Annotated in this window: 13 protein-coding genes; 1 reads left to right on the top strand and 12 read right to left on the bottom strand. The window is 62.9% G+C overall.

Going from position 1 to position 16636, the window contains the following annotated elements; translation table 11 throughout:
* The 10 genes from pyc to EN906_RS05425 form a co-directional block, all read right to left on the bottom strand.
* The coding region (gene pyc, locus EN906_RS05470) for a pyruvate carboxylase (RefSeq protein WP_127375095.1) at nt 1-3413 on the bottom strand (3413 nt) is incomplete at its 3' end.
* A 284-nt stretch (nt 3414-3697) separates the two neighbouring features.
* A complete protein-coding gene (locus tag EN906_RS05465; protein WP_027037229.1) occupies nt 3698-4816 on the bottom strand; it encodes a branched-chain amino acid ABC transporter substrate-binding protein in 1119 nt (372 codons plus the stop codon).
* 137 nt (nt 4817-4953) lie between these two features.
* A complete protein-coding gene (locus EN906_RS05460) occupies nt 4954-5301 on the bottom strand; it encodes a DUF6867 family protein (protein ID WP_023811804.1) in 348 nt (115 codons plus the stop codon).
* 112 nt (nt 5302-5413) lie between these two features.
* Nucleotides 5414-6142, bottom strand: coding sequence for an ABC transporter ATP-binding protein (locus EN906_RS05455; protein WP_027037230.1), 729 nt, complete (start codon nt 6140-6142; stop codon nt 5414-5416).
* A complete protein-coding gene (locus tag EN906_RS05450) occupies nt 6142-7710 on the bottom strand; it encodes an ABC transporter ATP-binding protein (RefSeq protein ID WP_127267455.1) in 1569 nt (522 codons plus the stop codon). The genes EN906_RS05455 and EN906_RS05450 overlap by 1 nt, the downstream gene beginning before the upstream one ends.
* A complete protein-coding gene (gene livM / locus EN906_RS05445) occupies nt 7710-9305 on the bottom strand; it encodes a high-affinity branched-chain amino acid ABC transporter permease LivM (protein ID WP_127267456.1) in 1596 nt (531 codons plus the stop codon). Before livM ends, EN906_RS05450 begins: the two co-directional genes overlap by 1 nt.
* 4 nt (nt 9306-9309) lie before the next feature.
* Nucleotides 9310-10212, bottom strand: a complete 903-nt coding sequence (locus tag EN906_RS05440; RefSeq protein ID WP_127267457.1) for a branched-chain amino acid ABC transporter permease LivH — start codon at nt 10210-10212, stop codon at nt 9310-9312.
* Nucleotides 10213-10546: 334 nt separating this feature from the next.
* Nucleotides 10547-11548, bottom strand: coding sequence for a 4-hydroxyproline epimerase (locus tag EN906_RS05435; RefSeq protein ID WP_127267458.1), 1002 nt, complete (start codon nt 11546-11548; stop codon nt 10547-10549).
* A gap of 31 nt (nt 11549-11579) precedes the next feature.
* The gene (locus tag EN906_RS05430) at nt 11580-12830 is read right to left on the bottom strand and encodes an FAD-dependent oxidoreductase (RefSeq protein WP_164748659.1); all 1251 of its coding nucleotides are present in this window, start codon (nt 12828-12830) and stop codon (nt 11580-11582) included.
* A gap of 60 nt (nt 12831-12890) precedes the next feature.
* Complete coding sequence (locus EN906_RS05425; protein ID WP_127268694.1) at nt 12891-13784, bottom strand: dihydrodipicolinate synthase family protein; 894 nt, start codon at nt 13782-13784, stop codon at nt 12891-12893.
* 111 nt (nt 13785-13895) lie between these two features.
* Here EN906_RS05425 and EN906_RS05420 point away from each other — a divergent pair, with 111 nt between their 5' ends.
* On the top strand, nt 13896-14546 hold the full coding sequence (locus tag EN906_RS05420) for a GntR family transcriptional regulator (protein ID WP_236383238.1): 651 nt from the start codon (nt 13896-13898) through the stop codon (nt 14544-14546).
* Between the two features lie 96 nt (nt 14547-14642).
* Here the strand turns inward: EN906_RS05420 and EN906_RS05415 are convergent, their stop codons facing one another.
* Nucleotides 14643-14900, bottom strand: coding sequence for a hypothetical protein (locus EN906_RS05415; protein ID WP_127268692.1), 258 nt, complete (start codon nt 14898-14900; stop codon nt 14643-14645).
* 217 nt (nt 14901-15117) lie between these two features.
* A complete protein-coding gene (locus EN906_RS05410) occupies nt 15118-16614 on the bottom strand; it encodes a CoA-acylating methylmalonate-semialdehyde dehydrogenase (protein WP_127375094.1) in 1497 nt (498 codons plus the stop codon).
* Nucleotides 16615-16636 lie beyond the last annotated feature (22 nt).

The following is a 16636-nucleotide window of genomic DNA, read 5'->3' as shown; positions in this document are numbered from 1 at the left end:
GCCTTGACCAGCACCTCGGCGACCGTGCCGTCGCGCTCGGCATGCAGCGCCGTCTCCATCTTCATCGCTTCGATGGAAAGCAGCACGTCACCGGCCTTCACAGCCTGGCCGGCAGCCACCGAAAGCGCCGAGACGACGCCCGGCATCGGTGCGCCGACATGCGCCTCGTTGCCGGGTTCGGCCTTGCGGCGGGCCTTGGCGGCGGACGCGCCATGCGCCCGGTCGGGCACCTTGACACGACGCGGCTGGCCGTTGAGCTCGAAGAACACGGTGACCATGCCCTTCTCGTCGACATCGCCGATGGCCAGGCAGCGCACCACCAGCGTCTTGCCCTTCTCGATGTCGACGAAGATCTCGTCTTCCGGCTTCATGCCGTAGAAATAGGTCGGCGTCGGCAGGACGCTGACCGGCCCATAGGTTTCCTGCGCGCCGGCGAAATCCGTGAACACCTTCGGATACATCAGCCACGAGGCGAATTCGAACTCCGACAGCTTGCGCTCGAGCTTCTCCTCGATTTCCTTGCGGTTGGCCTTGAGGTCGGCTGGCTTGAGCAGTGAGCCGGGCCGCACCGTGATCGGCTTGTCGCCCTTCAGCGCCTTCCTCTGCAGCGCCGTCGGCCACCCGCCTGGCGACTGGCCAAGATCGCCGCGCAGCATCGAGACGACCGAGTCCGGAAAGGCGATATCCTTGTCCGGGTTTTCGACATCGGCAACGGTCAGGTCCTGGCTGACCATCATCAATGCCATGTCGCCGACGACCTTGGAGGACGGCGTCACCTTGACGATGTCGCCGAACATCAGATTGACGTCGTGATAGGTCTGCGCCACCTCGTGCCAGCGCGTCTCCAGTCCGAGCGAGCGCGCCTGTTCCTTCAGATTGGTGAACTGCCCGCCCGGCATCTCGTGCAGATAGACTTCCGAGGCCGGCCCCTTGAGGTCGCTTTCAAAGGCGGCGTACTGGTTGCGCACCGCTTCCCAGTAGAACGAGATTTTCCTGATCCATTGCGGGTCGAGACCGGGGTCGCGTTCGGTGCCCTTCAGCGCCTCGACGAGCGAGCCAAGGCATGGCTGCGAGGTGTTGCCGGAGAAAGCATCCATCGCCGCGTCTATGGCGTCGACGCCGCTTTCCACCGCCGCCAGCACCGTCGCCGCCGACAGGCCCGACGTGTCGTGGGTGTGGAAATGGATCGGCAGGTCGGTCGCCTCGCGCAGCTCCTTGAACAGCACGCGTGCCGCCGCCGGCTTCAACAGTCCGGCCATGTCCTTGACGGCAATGATGTGGGCGCCGGCCGCCTGCAATTCCCTGGCCAGGCCGACATAGTATTTGAGGTCGTATTTCGCCCGCGCCGGATCGAGGATGTCGCCGGTATAGCAGATCGCCGCTTCGATCAGCTTGCCCTCGGCGCCGACCGCATCCATGGCGACGCGCATGTTGTCGACCCAGTTCAGGCAATCGAAGACCCGGAACAGGTCGATGCCACCGCTTGCTGCCTGCTTGACGAAATGCTGCACGACATTGTCGGGATAGTTGGTGTAGCCGACGCCATTGGCGCCGCGCAGCAGCATCTGCAACAGCAGATTGGGCGCCGCCTCGCGCACCAGCGACAGCCGCTCCCACGGATCCTCGGTGAGGAACCGCATGGCGACGTCGAAGGTGGCGCCGCCCCAGCATTCCAGCGATAGAAGCTGCGGCAAGGCACGCGCATAGGTACCGGCGATGCCGGCAATGTCATGCGTGCGCATGCGGGTGGCGAGCAACGACTGATGGCCATCGCGCATCGTCGTGTCGGTGACCAGCACCTCTTTCTGGTCGCGCATCCAGGCGGCGAACTTCTCCGGCCCGAGCACATCCAGCTTCTGCTTGCTGCCGCCGGGCACATTGCCGTTGAGGTAAGGCACCACGGGTGCGGCCGCATCGGCCTTCGGCTGCGGCCGGCCGCGCGTCTCGGGATGGCCGTTGACGCTGACGTCGGCGAGATAGTTGATGAGCTTGGTGGCGCGGTCCTGGCGCTTGACCTGCTGGAACAGTTCCGGCGTCGTGTCGATGAACTTGGTCGTGTAGGAATTGTCGGCGAAGCTCGGGTGGTTGATAATCGCTTCGAGGAAGGTCAGGTTGGTGGCGACGCCGCGGATGCGGAACTCGCGCAGCGCCCGGTTCATGCGGGCGATGGTCTCGGCCGGCGTCGGCGCCCACGCCGTCACCTTCTCCAGCAGCGGATCGTAGAAGCGGGTGATGACAGCGCCCGAATAGGCGGTGCCGCCATCGAGGCGGATGCCGAAGCCTGTTGCGCCGCGATAGGCGGTGATGCGGCCGTAGTCGGGGATGAAATTGTGTTCGGGATCTTCCGTGGTGATGCGGCACTGCAGCGCGTGGCCGTTCAGCCTTATGTCCTTCTGCGCCGGCACGCCTGATTCCGGTGTGCCGATGGCAAAGCCGTCGAGGATGTGGATCTGCGCCTTGACGATATCGATGCCGGTCACCTGCTCGGTGACGGTGTGCTCGACCTGGATGCGCGGATTGACCTCGATGAAATAGAATTTGCCGGTGTCGGCATCCTGCAGGAACTCGACCGTGCCGGCGCCGATATAACTGGTCTCGCGGGCGATCTTCAGCGCATGGCCGCAAAGCTCCTCGCGCTGCGACATTTCGAGATAGGGCGCCGGCGCCCGCTCGACGACCTTCTGGTTGCGGCGCTGGATCGAACAGTCGCGCTCGAACAGGTGCACCGCATTGCCACGGGTGTCGCCCAGCACCTGCACCTCGACATGGCGGGCGCGTTCGATCAGCTTTTCAAGATAGACCTCGTCCTTGCCGAAGGCGGCTTTCGCCTCGCGCTTGCCCTCGGTGACTTCACGGGCAAGGTCGGCTTCGGCGCGGATGGCGCGCATGCCGCGGCCGCCGCCGCCCCATGACGCCTTCAGCATCACCGGATAGCCGATTCCCTTGGCCAGTTTCTTGACCGCCTCCATGTCATCCGGCAACGGATCGGTGGCGGGGATCACCGGCACCCCGACCTCGATGGCGAGATTGCGCGCCGCGACCTTGTTGCCGAGCCGCCGCATTGTGTCCGGCTTCGGCCCGATGAAGGTAATGCCGGCTTCGGCACAGGCGTCGGCGAATTCGGGACTTTCCGACAACAATCCGTAGCCGGGATGAATAGCATCGGCACCCGACAGCCTGGCGACGCGGATCACCTCCTCGATCGACAGATAGCTTTCGATCGGCCCCATGTCCCGGGTCAGATGCGGCCCGCGTCCGACCTGGTAGCTCTCGTCGGCCTTGAAGCGATGCAGGGAGTATTTGTCTTCCTCGGCCCAGATCGCCACGGTTTTGAGGCCGAGTTCGTTGGCCGCGCGAAAAACGCGAATGGCGATTTCGGACCGGTTGGCGACGAGGATCTTCGTGATGGCCAAGGACTGGGCTCCAGCAACGGAAGGAAGAGAAATCGGCGCAATGATTAGCGTGAAAATGCTGCAGTGCAAACAAAATTGACGTGCGTTTAAACCGATTGAAATGGAATCATTGCGCCAGAAGCCCTTCGCATTCATCCGAACAGCAAGAAAAGCGCCGGCTTTGCAGTTAGCGCACGATCATTCACCGGCTAAGAACCCGGCTCTATCGGCCGCCCCCCGTGATGGCAAAAGAAAATGCCCGGCGCGAGCGCCGGGCATCGTAGATGGTCTGGAGACTGACGAGCTTACATCTTCTGGATGTAGGTGTACTTGCCGTCGTCGCCCTTCTTCCATTCGTACATGACGTAGCCGGGCAGCGTCGGGTCGCCCTTGGCGTCATAGGACAGGTCGCCGAGCACGGTCTTGAACGGGCCGTTTTCATGCAGCGCCTTGGCAACTGCCTGCGGATCGTTCGACTTGGCAGCGGTGGCTGCCGCGGCGATCGCCTGCATGGCTGCGTAGGAGTAGAGCGTGTAGGCTTCCGGTTCGAAACCCTGCGCGCGGAACTTCTCGACGAGTTCCTTGTTGGCGGGGATCAGGCGCGGATCCGGACCGAACGTGTTGAGCGTGCCCGCAACCGCGTCGCCCGCGATCGAAGCCAACTCGTTCGACACGATGCCGTCGCCGGAGACCAGCGTCGCCTTGAGGCCCTGGTCGGCGGCCTGGCGGATGATCAGGCCGGCTTCGGTGTGCAGGCCGCCCCAATAGATGATGGAAACGCCGGCTTCCTTCATCTTGGCGATCAGCGCCGAGAAGTCCTTGTCGCCGACATTGATGCCTTCGTACATGACTTCCGTCAGGCCCTTGGCATTCATCGCCTTCTTGGTTTCGTCGGCAAGGCCCTGACCGTAGGTGGTCTTGTCGTGCACGACGGCGATCTTGGCATCCTTGAAGTTGGCGGCCAGATAAGCGCCGGCAATGCTGCCCTGCTGGTCATCGCGTCCGCAGGTGCGGAACACGTTCCACAGGCCGCGTTCGGTGAACTGCGGGTTGGTTGCGGCCGGCGTCACTTCGACGATGCCGTTCTCGGCATAGACTTCCGAGGCCGGGATCGAGACGCCGGAGTTGAAGTGACCGACCACGAACTTGACGCCGTCGCCGACGAACTTGTTGGCGACCGAGATGCCCTGCTTCGGATCGGAAACGTCGTCGCCGACTTCGAGCTTGATCTGCTCGCCATTGATGCCGCCAGCCGCATTGATGTCGGCGACAGCAGCTTCGGCACCCTTCTGCAACTGCGCGCCGAAGGCGGCATTCGGACCGGTGATCGGGCCAGCGACGCCGACCATTACGTCAGCCCACGCGGCACCGCCGAACGCGACGAGCGCGGTCAGGGCGACGGCGGACAAAAGTGACTTTTTCATTTAAACGCTCCCATTAACGGAGTGGGCGTGGATGAAGCTTTCATGCGATGCCCACCCTTATCGCAGAAAGCATAGTTTGCCGATTTTCAGGCACTTGTCACGCCGATTCAATTTCGAGACGGCGTTAATGATGAACGTCAACCTTTCGGTTTCCAGCTCAAGAGTGAAGCTCTTTCGTAGAGCCAATTATACTGTGTCACCATCTGGTTGGTGCGCGTGTATTGGTAGCCGACGAAGCCGAGGATCATCAGCACGATGGTGTCGACGACATAATAGTGCAGCGAGAACATGGTGCCGCCGAACAGCGCGTGATGGATGAAGCGGATCGCGATGCCGAGGCCCAGCATATAGGCGAACAGCTGGATGAAGCTGCGCCACGTCTGAGCACTGGCCTTGCCCGTCATCCACGCCGCCCAGCCGCCGAGCAGACAGGTGACGAAGAAGAACTGCCAGATCGAGGGTTCCTCGTAAAGAATGCCCTGCATGGTGAAGTCTCCTTAGCATGACCCCGAAAAGTTGCGGACTTTCCGGACTAAGATCATGCGACAAACAAACAATCTGGAGCGGAATGGCGGATGCACGCATTCCGCTCCGAACTCAGTGGTGTCCGCCTTCGAGATAGGCGGCGCGCACTTCCGGATTGGCGAGCAGTTCCTTGCCGGTGCCGCTCATCGTCACATTGCCATTGACCATGACGTAGCCGCGCGTGGCGAGCTTGAGCGCGCCGAAGGCGTTCTGCTCGACCAGGAACACGGTCAGCCCTTGGGTGCGGTTCAGTTCGCGGATGGCGTCGAATATCTGCTTGACGATCAGCGGCGCGAGACCCAGCGACGGCTCGTCGAGCAAAAGCAGCTTCGGCCGTGCCATCAGCGCGCGTCCGATCGACAGCATCTGCTGCTCACCGCCCGACAGCGTGCCGCCGCGCTGGGTGATGCGCTCTTTCAAACGCGGGAACAGCGTGAACACCTTCTCGACGTCCTCGTCATAGTGCTTGAGGTTGTCGAGGCTGGCGCCCATCTGCAGGTTTTCCATCACCGTCATGCGCGGAAATATCCGCCGGCCCTCGGGCGACTGGGCAATGCGCATGCGCGCGATCTCGTGCGTCGGCATCTGGGTGATGTCGGTGCCGGCAAAGGTGATGGTGCCGGCGCGAGCCCGCGGCGCGCCGAAAATAGTCATCATCAGCGTCGACTTGCCGGCGCCGTTGGCACCGATCAGCGCCACGATCTCACCTTGGTTGACGGTGACATCGACGCCGTTCAGCGCCCGGATGTTGCCGTAATAGGTCTGCACGCCCTTGATATCGAGCAGTGTTGTCGCGGCCATCACTTGCCCCCTCCGCGCTTGCCCGCCACGGGCTTGGCAGCGGTCTTGCTCCCGGTCTTTCCGGTGGCTGCCTTTGCAGTCTTTGCGGAAGCATGGCTTGTCGCCACCTTGCCCGCATCGACGCGGCGCGAGAATTCCGTGTCCTTGCCCTGGCCGAGCAGCCTGGCCTGTTTGACCCATTCCTCGCGCGCGATACGTCCGTCAAAGGCGAGATAGGCTTCGGCGGCCTCGACGTCGGCCTTTTTCCAGGCGCCGATCTGGTCGAAATGGAAGATGCCGTGATCGTTGAGCTTCTTCTCGTTGACCGTGCCGATGCCCTTGATGCGGGTCAAATTATCGGCCTTGCCGCCGCGAGGTGCCGCCAGCCGGTTGGAGATCTCTCCAGCCTTTGCCGGGGCCTTGGCTGCCGGCTTGGCCGACGCGGTCGACGTCGCCGCCGCGCCGGTTGCCGCCTTTGAAGCCGCTTTCGGAGCAGGCTTTGCCTTCGCTGCCGGCACGGCTGCCAGCGAGGCTGCCTTGTTTGCCGCGGCGAGCGACCTGGCGTCAACCTGACCGGCCTTTGACGCTCCCTTGGCCACCGTAACCCGCTCGCCCGAACTATGGCCGACCGTGTCGGTCACCGGCCCGGCGAGATAGGACGACGATGTTCCCGGACCATGCGCGGCATCCGGCCCTGTATCGAGCTGTTCGATGACATCTTCGTCGCCGACTTCGGTAAGGACCGCTTCGACTTCCTCGTCGTCGACGCCGAGATAGGCGGCGATGACGCGCGGGTCGGTGCGCACCGACTGCGGACTGCCGTCGGAGATCTTCCGGCCGTACTCCAGCACCACGACATGGTCGGAGATCTGCATGACCACCGACATGTCGTGCTCGATCAACAGGATCGAGGTACCGGATGTGTTCTTGATGTCGATCAGCAGCTCGTTCAGCGCCGCCGATTCCTTCGGATTGAGGCCGGCCGCCGGCTCGTCGAGGCACAGAAGCTCGGGTCCCGTGCACATGGCGCGAGCGATCTCGAGGCGGCGCTGCGCGCCATAGGGCAGGTCGCCGGCCGGGTCGTCGGCACGGTCGACAAGATCGGCCTTTTCCAGCCAATGCTTGGCGAGTTCCACCGATTCGGCCGAGGCCTTGCGATAGCCGCTGAAGCCGAAAAGGCCGAGGACCGTGTAGCCCGATGCCTTCATCAGTTTGTTGTGCTGGGCGACCAGCAGGTTCTCCAGCAGGGTCATGCCGGAGAACAGCCGAATGTTCTGGAAGGTGCGCGCCACCTTGGCGCGCGCCGGGATTTCATGGTTGGGCAGCCGCTCGAGCAGGAAGGTCGAACCATCGTTCCGGTTGAGCGTGATCATGCCTTCCGACGGCTTGTAAAAGCCGGTGATGCAGTTGAACACCGTGGTCTTGCCGGCGCCGTTGGGGCCGATCAGCGCGGTGATCTCGCCGCGCTTGGCGGCGAAAGACAGATCGCCGATGGCCACCAGGCCACCGAACTTCATCGACAGATGATCGACCTGCAGGATAGCGTCGTTCGCGCCTGAATTGGCCTTCTGAACAGGGTTCGCATTCATCAGCCGTGTCCTTCCTTGGTGAAGGAGCTTGAGACAGCCTTTCGCTCCTTCAGGAAGGCGGTTGGTTCACGACTGCCGACGAAGCCGCGCGGCTTCCACAGCATGACGATGACCATGGCCATGCCGAACAGAAGCATGCGGTAGAGTTCCGGTGTGAAGTCGGGCCCGAAGACCTGCTTGAGGAAGTCGAGTTCGCGCAATGCCTCGGTGCCGCCGATCATCACCATTGCGGCGACCGCGATGCCGACCAGCGAACCCATGCCGCCGAGAACGACGATGGCCAGGATGATGGCCGATTCCAGGAAGACGAAGGATTCCGGGCTGACGAAGCCCTGCCGTGCGGCGAAGAACGCGCCGGCGAAGCCGCCGAACATCGCACCCGTGGCGAAGGCTGTGAGCTTCGTGGTGGTGGTGTTGATACCGAGCGAGCGGCAGGCGATCTCGTCCTCCCGCAACGCTTCCCAGGCACGGCCGACCGGCATGCGCCGCAGCCGGATGGTGACGAAGGCTGTCAGCAGCGCCAGCGCCAGGATCAGGTAATAGAGGAAGATCTTGTAGTAGGCGCTCGAGGTCGCGAGATTCAGCACCTTGGCGATGTAATTGGGGTCCGACACGTTGAAGGTCATCAGGCCGAAGAAGGTGACCTTCGGGATGCCGGAAATACCGGCCGAACCGTTGGTGACCTCGCGCCAGTTGATCAGCACCAGGCGGATGATCTCACCGAAAGCCAAGGTGACGATCGCCAGATAGTCGCCGCGCAGGCGCAGCACCGGGAAGCCGAGCAGCACGCCCCAGAAGGCGGCCATGGCGCCGGCGGCCGGCAAAAGGATCCAGAACGACAGGCCGTACTGCGTGCCGAGCAGCGCATAGGCATAGGCGCCGACCGCGTAGAAGGCGACATAACCGAGGTCGAGCAGGCCGGCGAGGCCGACGACGATGTTCAGGCCCCAGGCCAGCATCACATAGATCAGGATCTGGATGCCGAAATTGTCGACCCATTTCAGCGAGCCTTGCAGCCCGCCGACGAACGACCAGGACATCAGCGACAGGATCGCCACCACCAGGATCGGATAGAGGATCAGCGCGGCAATGCCGAGTTTGGTGAAGTTGGCGTGAATGAAACCGCGGAAGTAATAGATCACGCAGGCCAGCACGTAGATGATTGCCAGGGCGCGCAGGAACTGCAGATAGCCGGCCGGCACGGCTCCCACCCATCCGACGAGAGAGCTGTTGACCGCAAACAACACCACCGCCGCGACCAAGGCCACGATGAAGGCCGGCAACTGGAAGAAACGCGACGCCACGCTGGCCGGCAGCAGACCGGTGGCGATGTCGGTGATCTTCTGGTTGGCGAGGAAGGGCTGGCCATAAGCGACATAGAGGAAGCGCCCGATGGCCGTGGCGATCACCACGGCGGCAAGCAGGCCCCAGCGCGTCGTCAGGACCAGTTCGTTAGAAATGTTCTGGCCGGTCTTCAGGCCGATGAACAGCACGAACAGGCCAAACGATATGGCAGCGGCATAAAGTGACTCGCGCAACGCGCGCTGCATAGGCGTGGCGACGGTGTCGCGCTCCGGAGATACGGTGACGGCCATGGTCTCAGACCTTTTCGACTTCTGGCCGGCCCAATATGCCGGAAGGCAGGAAGATCAGCACGATGGCCAGGATCGAGAACGCCGCGACGTCCTTGTAGTCGATCGAGAAATATGCCGACCACATGCTCTCGATGAAGCCGATCATCAGCCCGCCGAGCACAGCACCCGGCAACGAACCAATGCCGCCCAGCACCGCCGCCGTGAAGGCCTTCACGCCCGGCGTGAAGCCATCCGAGAAGGCAATGACGCCGTAATACATCAGGAACAAAGTGCCGGCGACCGCGGCAAGGGCCGCACCCATGATGAAGGTGATCGAGATCGTGCGGTCGACATCGATGCCGAGCAGCGCCGCCATCTTGCGGTCCTGCTCACAGGCCCGTTGCGCTCGCCCGAGCGAGGTCTTGTTGACCAGATACCAGAACAGCGCCAGCAGCAGCGCCGTGACGACGACGATGATGATCTGCTTCAGCGACACGCTGATGCCGTTGATGTTGTAAACCTGGCTGACCATCGGCGGGATCGGCTTGTTGCGGGGACCCTGCGTCACCTGGACGAAGTTCGACAGCGCGATCGACATGCCGATGGCGGTGATCAGCGGGGCCAGTCGGAACGAACCGCGCAGCGGCCGGTACGCGACTTTTTCAATCGTCCAGTTGTAGAGGCTGGTGAGCAGCATCGCCACGATCATCATGACCAGCAGCGCCAGCACAACCGGCACTGAATAGAACAGCGCGCCAAGGGCGAGGAAGACGATCAGTGCTGTGAAGGCACCCACCATGAAGATGTCGCCATGGGCGAAATTGATCATGCCGATGATGCCGTAGACCATCGTGTAGCCGATCGCGATCAGCCCATAGATCGATCCCAGCGTCAGCCCGTTGATAAGCTGCTGGACAAAGTACTGCATGTGTACATGGCTCCCCTGGAATGTCGCCCATGCAGACGCATTCCTTTTCGTATTTCCCCTAGTCGTAAAGTTTCGAGCCCGGATTGCAACGTCATTTTTCAATCGTCATGCGTGTTTTCGAAGCACGCTGTCCGATTGCCCGTTTTCCATCATCCGGCCCCTGGACTATCGCGGACCCTACCATTGGCATAACGCAATGTCTTTGACGATTCGACTGCATCATGCGCTCCGTTTCGAAGAAATCGCCGTCAAAATTAGGTGATGAAAGGAATCCTTGCGTTTTTGGCACGATCCGTTTTTCAAGCCCTCGCTTTCCGCAAGGTCAGGATTCCCATCACTTGACAACAAATCCATGCGCGAACGGGTCGCGGTCGTCGATGAAGATGGTGTTCAGTCCGGTCATCCGCGCCCAGCCGCCGATAGAGGGAATGATGGCCGGTTTGCCGGCCACGGTGACATCTTTTTCGACCTTGCCCTTGAACAGCGAACCGATGATCGATTCATGGACGAAGCTGTCGCCGGCCTTGAGTTTGCCCTTGGCATGAAGCTGCGCCATGCGCGCCGAGGTGCCGGTGCCGCAGGGCGAGCGGTCGATCGCCTTGTCGCCGTAGAACACGGCATTGCGGGCATCCGCCCCATCCACCGTCGGAGCACCGGTCCACAGCATGTGCGACAGCCGGTTGATGCCCGGGTTCTCAGGATGGACGAAGGAATATTTCTCGTTGAGCCGCTGGCGCACCACCGGGCTCCAGGCGATGAAGTCGCCCGCCGAATAATCGGCCATGTCGCGATAGTTCTTCTGCGGTTCGACGATGGCGTAGAAGTTGCCGCCATAGGCGACGTCGACGGTGATTTCGCCGAGCCAAGGGCATTCAATTGTCAGCCCCTCGGCATGGAGGAAGGACGGCACATTGGTGATGCGCACCTCCTCGACATAGTCGCCGACCTGTTTGTATTCAGCGATGACAAGTCCGGCCGGCGTGTCGAGCCGAAGCACGCCCGGCGTCTTCGGCTTGATCAGACCGTGCTCGATCGCCATCGTCACCGTGCCGATGGTGCCATGGCCGCACATCGGCAGGCAGCCGGAGGTTTCGATGAACAGGATGGCGATGTCGCAATCCTCGCGCGTCGGCGGATAGAGGATCGAACCGGACATCACGTCGTGGCCGCGCGGCTCGAACATCAGGCCGGTGCGGATCCAGTCATACTCGGCCAGAAAATGCGCACGCCGCTCCATCATCGTCGCGCCCTGCAGCAGCGGGCCGCCCCCAGCGACCAGCCGCACCGGATTGCCGCAGGTGTGGCCGTCTATGCAGAAGAAGGATTTCTTGGCCATGACGCTCCTCGAAAATCAAAACCCGAAAATATCAAAATCGTTGCGGACTGAAGGGGGCCAGTTCGATCGGTGGAGTCTGCCCCAGGACAAGATCCCTGATCAACCGTCCGGTGGCCGCCGCCTGGGTCAGGCCGAGATGGCCATGGCCGAAGGCATAGACCACCGACCGCCTTCCCGGCGCGCCGCCGATGACGGGCACTGAATCCGGCAGCGAGGGGCGGAACCCCATCCATTCGCGCCCACCCGAGGGATCGAGCCCCGGCAGGAATTTCTGCGCCTTCTGCAGCAGCGCCTTAGACCTGGCATAATTGGGCCGCCGCTCGATGCCGCCGAGTTCGACGGCGCCACCGACACGCAGGCCCGTTGCGAGCGGCGTGACGACGAAGCCATGGCCGGAGAAGATCAGCATCCGCTTCACGTCGAAGGCACTCGTCGGCAACGTAGTGTTATAGCCGCGCTCGGTCTCCAGCGGAATGCGATCGCCGAGTTGCTTCGCCAGCAGATGCGACCATGCGCCTGCTGCGACGACGAGGTGTCGCGCCTGTCTGGTCGTGCCGTCTGCCAATGTCAGCGTCGCACCATCCTGATCCGCCGCGACTTGGCCGATCCGGGCCATCTCAAAGCGGGCACCCTTGCTTTGTGCGTAGGCCCACACCGCCTTGCCCAGCAGTTTCGGGTCGGCGACCGTCTTCCATCCCGGCACGAACGTGCCTTTGATGAAGCGCGGCGACAGCCCCGGCTGCAAGGCGGCCAGCTCCTCGCCCTCGACATGGCGGAAACCGATGCCGAAACGCTCACGCGCCGCCCAGCCGGGCAGCCCGGCCTGGAACTCGGCTTCGCTTTCATAGAGCTCGAGCGAGCCATCCTCGCGCAGCATCGACCGCGTGCCGGAGCGATCGAGCAGGCCCATCCACTCCGCCTCGGCGAGCTTCATCATGCCCGCCTGAGCAGCAAGGCTCACCTCGTATTTTCCCAGCGCACCGGCGCGCCAGAAGCGGACCAGCCAGGGCAGAAGCTTCGGCAGATAGGCGGGCGGAATGCTGAGCGGGCCAAGCGGATCGGCCAGCCATTTCGGCAGCTGCCGGATCATGCCCTTGTGGGCCAGCGGCAGCACATCGGAAAAGGCAAAGGCGGCGGCGTTGCCGGAGCTCGTCTCCTCGCAAATGCCTGTGCGGTCGAAGACGGTGACCCGGCGTCCGGCCTCGGCGAGAGACGCAGCGGCACAGATGCCGATGATGCCGCCACCGATGATGGCGATGTCGATTGGAACATCGCTATTCATCGTTGTACGTCACCCCCTGCATGCATGTCCCAGTCTCCGCCCCGCTCGCTTCATACCAGCTCAGAACTGCGGCAGCTTCGGCCGCACGGCGAGCGCATCCTTGACGATCTTCTCGACAGCCTTGCGGCGCTCGCCAGACAGCGGCTGCCGCGGCATGCGAACGCGGTCATTTGTGTTGATCGCGAACACTTCGGCAAGCTTGATGTTTTGGACCAGGTAAGTCGAGACATCGAGATCGAGCAGCGGCCGGAACCAGCGGTAGATGGCGAGCGCCTCCTCGCGGCGGCCCTGCTTCATCAGCTGGAAGATGGCGACGGTCTCGCGCGGGAAGGCTGTGACCAGTCCCGCCACCCAGCCGATGGCGCCGACCGAGAGCGCCTCGAAGGCCAGATTGTCGACGCCGGTGAACAGGTCGTAGCGAGTGCCCAGGCGATTGATGATCTCGGTCGAACGACGGATGTCGTCGGAGGATTCCTTGATCGCGACAAAGCGCTTGTCCGACGCTAGCTCCTCCATCTGGTCGACGGTGACGTCGACGCGGTAGGCAAGCCGGTTGGAGTAGATCATGACCGGCAGGTCGCCCGCCTGCGCGACCGCGCGCAGCGCCGCGACCGTCTCTTCCGCATTGGTGTGGTAGATCGGGCTCGGCACGACCATGAGGCCATTGGCGCCTTCTTTGGCGGCGCGCTTGGCGATGCTGGCCGCCTCGCGTGTGCCGGCCTCGTTGACGGTCAGCAGCACCGGCTTCTTGCCGGCGACCTTCTGTGCGGTCTTCAGCACCTCGATCTTCTCGTCGGGCGACAGCATCGGCCCCTCGCCGAGCGATCCGCAGACGATGATGCCGTCGCAGCCGGCCTCCATCTGCAGGCTGAAGCAGCGCTCCATCTCGGCATGATCGAGACGATCATCCGCGGTGAATTTGGTCGTGACGGCAGGGAAAACTCCGGTCCACATGATCATCTCTCCATCTGATATATCAGCGGTATATCTATTAACAAACCCGCTGTCAATGCGGATTCCGTTATGATATATTCAAGATATATCAGGAGAGCGCATTTGATATCCATGGCAGCAAGCCTCCCGGCAGAGCCGGCCGCGACCAGGGCCTACCATGTGCTCGAGCACATGATCGTCACGCTCGAACTGGCCCCGGCAAGCTTCGTCACCGAGGGCGCTCTGATCGACAGGCTCGGGCTTGGCAGGACACCGGTGCGCGAAGCGATCCAGCGGCTGGCATGGGAAGGGCTGCTCGACGTCAGGCCGCGCGCCGGCATCGCCATCGCCCCGCTCCATCCCGGCGACTGGTTGCGCGTCCTCGATGCGCGTCGCGGCGTCGAGGTGGTGCTCGCCCGCTCGGCCGCCCGCTTCGTCACCCGCGAAGCCGCCGACCTGTTTCACGAAGCAGCGCTTGCCATGCAGAAGGCGGTGATCTCGGGTAATGTGCTTGCCTTCATCCAGGCCGACAAGGCACTCGACGAAGCGCTGGCGCTGGCTGCCGACAATCCCTTCGCCGCCCGTCTGGCCGCCCCCTTGCAGACCCATAGCCGCCGCTTCTGGTTCCGCTACAAGGCCGAGACCGGCCTTGCCGAATCCGCCGAGCACCATGTCGCGCTGATCCGCTCGATCCTTGCCGGCGACGAGGAGGCCGCGGCCAAGGATGCCAAACGCCTGATGGCGCTACTGCGCGGCCACGCGGAGACGGCCGCCACGCGCTGAACGTCCTTTTATATCCGGTGCGCTTTCGTCGCCGGCGCTTCCTCGAAGCTCGGGTCAAGTCCCGGGCAAGGCAGCCGCCGCCATCAACGGACCGTCTCAGCCTTCGCCTGCCGTGATGACGCAGCTCTGACCATGCGTGTCGGTGGCAAGAATTGTCCAGGTGCCCTGGTCGGAGACGAATATCTCAAGAATCAGGCTCGGGTTGACCAGGCCGCGCGCCGCCTCGCTTTCGTGGAATTTTTCGCCGAGCGCTTTGATCATATCCGCACGGGCCGCGCATTGCGCCGCCAGCGCCGGGACGGCGGGAAACGCAGAAATTGCCACGAAAAATAGCGTTGCCACAAGACGGGTCATCTGACACCTCCTTGCGCCAGACGATGTCCCCGAAGCTGTCGCCAGCGCCGTTGCTTGATCTGCCGTACCTCCTTGCGGCAGGACTGCAGACCAAGACGGCAGAGGCCTACTTGGTTCCATCACATTAGCGTTCAAGCGGATAGGGTCGCGGCCGGATTGCAAAAAAACGCCCGGGCGCGAGCGCCCGGGCCTTAATCCAAATCAATTTGTTGTCCGGTCAATTCATCGTCGGGATGACGAATTCGGCACCATCCTTGATGCCGGACGGCCAGCGCGAGGTCACCGTCTTGGTCTTGGTGTAGAAGCGGAACGCGTCCGGGCCGTGCTGGTTGAGATCGCCGAACGAAGATGCCTTCCAGCCGCCGAACGTGTAATAGGCGATCGGCACCGGGATCGGCACGTTGACGCCCACCATGCCGACCTGGACACGGCTTGCAAAGTCGCGCGCGGCATCGCCGTCACGGGTGAAGATGGCGACGCCATTGCCCATCTCGTGATCGTTGGCGAGCTTGATCGCGCTCTCATAGGTCGGGGCGCGCACAACAGAGAGCACCGGCCCAAAGATCTCTTCCTTGTAGATACGCATGTCCGCGGTCACGTTGTCGAACAGGCAGCCACCCATATAGTAGCCGTCTTCATAGCCCTGCATGGAGAAGCCGCGGCCGTCGACGACCAGCTTGGCGCCTTCCTTGACGCCGGTATCCACGTAGCCCTTGACCCGTTCCAATGCCTGCGCCGTCACCAGCGGGCCGAAATCGGCGGAAGAGTCCGTCGAAGGACCGACCTTCAGGCTCTCGACGCGCGGGATCAGCTTTTCCATCAGCCGGTTGGCGGTATCGTTGCCGACCGGGACGGCGACCGAGATCGCCATGCAGCGCTCGCCGGCCGAGCCGTAGCCGGCACCGATCAGCGCATCGACGGTCTGGTCCATGTCGGCATCGGGCATGATGATCATGTGGTTCTTGGCACCGCCGAAGCACTGCACGCGTTTGCCGGCGGCCGTGCCGCGCGAATAGATGTAATGGGCGATCGGCGTCGAGCCGACAAAGCCGATGGCCTTGATATCGGGATCGTCGAGGATGGCGTCGACCACGTCCTTGTCGCCATTGACGACGTTGAGGATGCCTGCCGGCAGGCCGGCTTCGAGGAACAGTTCGGCGATACGCATCGGCACGCCGGGATCGCGTTCCGACGGTTTCAGGATGAAGGCGTTGCCGCAGGCGATGGCCGGCGCGATCTTCCACAGCGGGATCATCGCCGGGAAGTTGAACGGCGTGATGCCGGCGACGACGCCGAGCGGCTGGCGCATCGAATAGACGTCGATGCCGGGGCCGGCGCCGTCGGTGAATTCGCCCTTCATCATGTGCGGTGCGCCGATGCAGACCTCGACCACTTCGAGGCCGCGCTGGATGTCGCCCTTGGCGTCGGCGATCGTCTTGCCGTGCTCGCGCGCCAGGATGTCGGCCAGTTCGTCATAGTCGCGCGCGACCAGTTCGAGAAACTTCATCAGCACGCGTACGCGGCGCTGCGGGTTGGTCGCGGCCCATTTCGGCTGCGCTGCCTTGGCATTCTCGACCGCCGCGCGCAGTTCCGCCTGCGAGGCCAACGCCACCGTGCCGCGCACGGAGCCGTCCATCGGCTGCATGACATCCTGCTTGTGGCCGCTGGTCCCGGCGACATGCTTGCCGCCAATGAAATGACCATAGTCAATCATGATTTCTCTCCCTGTTTGTGAT

The sequence above is a fragment of the Mesorhizobium sp. M7A.F.Ca.CA.004.06.1.1 genome, assembly GCF_003999135.1.
In the GTDB taxonomy this organism is placed as follows: Bacteria; Pseudomonadota; Alphaproteobacteria; order Rhizobiales; family Rhizobiaceae; genus Mesorhizobium.
This window is presented reverse-complemented; position numbering and strand designations above follow the sequence as displayed.

Excerpts from the sequence above, each read along its gene's own strand:
- EN906_RS05465 (WP_027037229.1), bottom strand. The coding sequence starts at position 4,816 with ATGAAAAAGTCACTTTTGTCCGCCGTCGCCCTGACCGCGCTCGTCGCG.
- EN906_RS05460 (WP_023811804.1), bottom strand. The coding sequence starts at position 5,301 with ATGCAGGGCATTCTTTACGAGGAACCCTCGATCTGGCAGTTCTTCTTC.
- EN906_RS05455 (WP_027037230.1), bottom strand. The coding sequence starts at position 6,142 with ATGGCCGCGACAACACTGCTCGATATCAAGGGCGTGCAGACCTATTAC.
- EN906_RS05450 (WP_127267455.1), bottom strand. The coding sequence starts at position 7,710 with ATGAATGCGAACCCTGTTCAGAAGGCCAATTCAGGCGCGAACGACGCT.
- livM (WP_127267456.1), bottom strand. The coding sequence starts at position 9,305 with ATGGCCGTCACCGTATCTCCGGAGCGCGACACCGTCGCCACGCCTATG.
- EN906_RS05440 (WP_127267457.1), bottom strand. The coding sequence starts at position 10,212 with ATGCAGTACTTTGTCCAGCAGCTTATCAACGGGCTGACGCTGGGATCG.
- EN906_RS05435 (WP_127267458.1), bottom strand. The coding sequence starts at position 11,548 with ATGGCCAAGAAATCCTTCTTCTGCATAGACGGCCACACCTGCGGCAAT.
- EN906_RS05430 (WP_164748659.1), bottom strand. The coding sequence starts at position 12,830 with ATGAATAGCGATGTTCCAATCGACATCGCCATCATCGGTGGCGGCATC.
- EN906_RS05425 (WP_127268694.1), bottom strand. The coding sequence starts at position 13,784 with ATGTGGACCGGAGTTTTCCCTGCCGTCACGACCAAATTCACCGCGGAT.
- EN906_RS05420 (WP_236383238.1), top strand. The coding sequence starts at position 13,896 with ATGGCAGCAAGCCTCCCGGCAGAGCCGGCCGCGACCAGGGCCTACCAT.
- EN906_RS05415 (WP_127268692.1), bottom strand. The coding sequence starts at position 14,900 with ATGACCCGTCTTGTGGCAACGCTATTTTTCGTGGCAATTTCTGCGTTT.
- EN906_RS05410 (WP_127375094.1), bottom strand. The coding sequence starts at position 16,614 with ATGATTGACTATGGTCATTTCATTGGCGGCAAGCATGTCGCCGGGACC.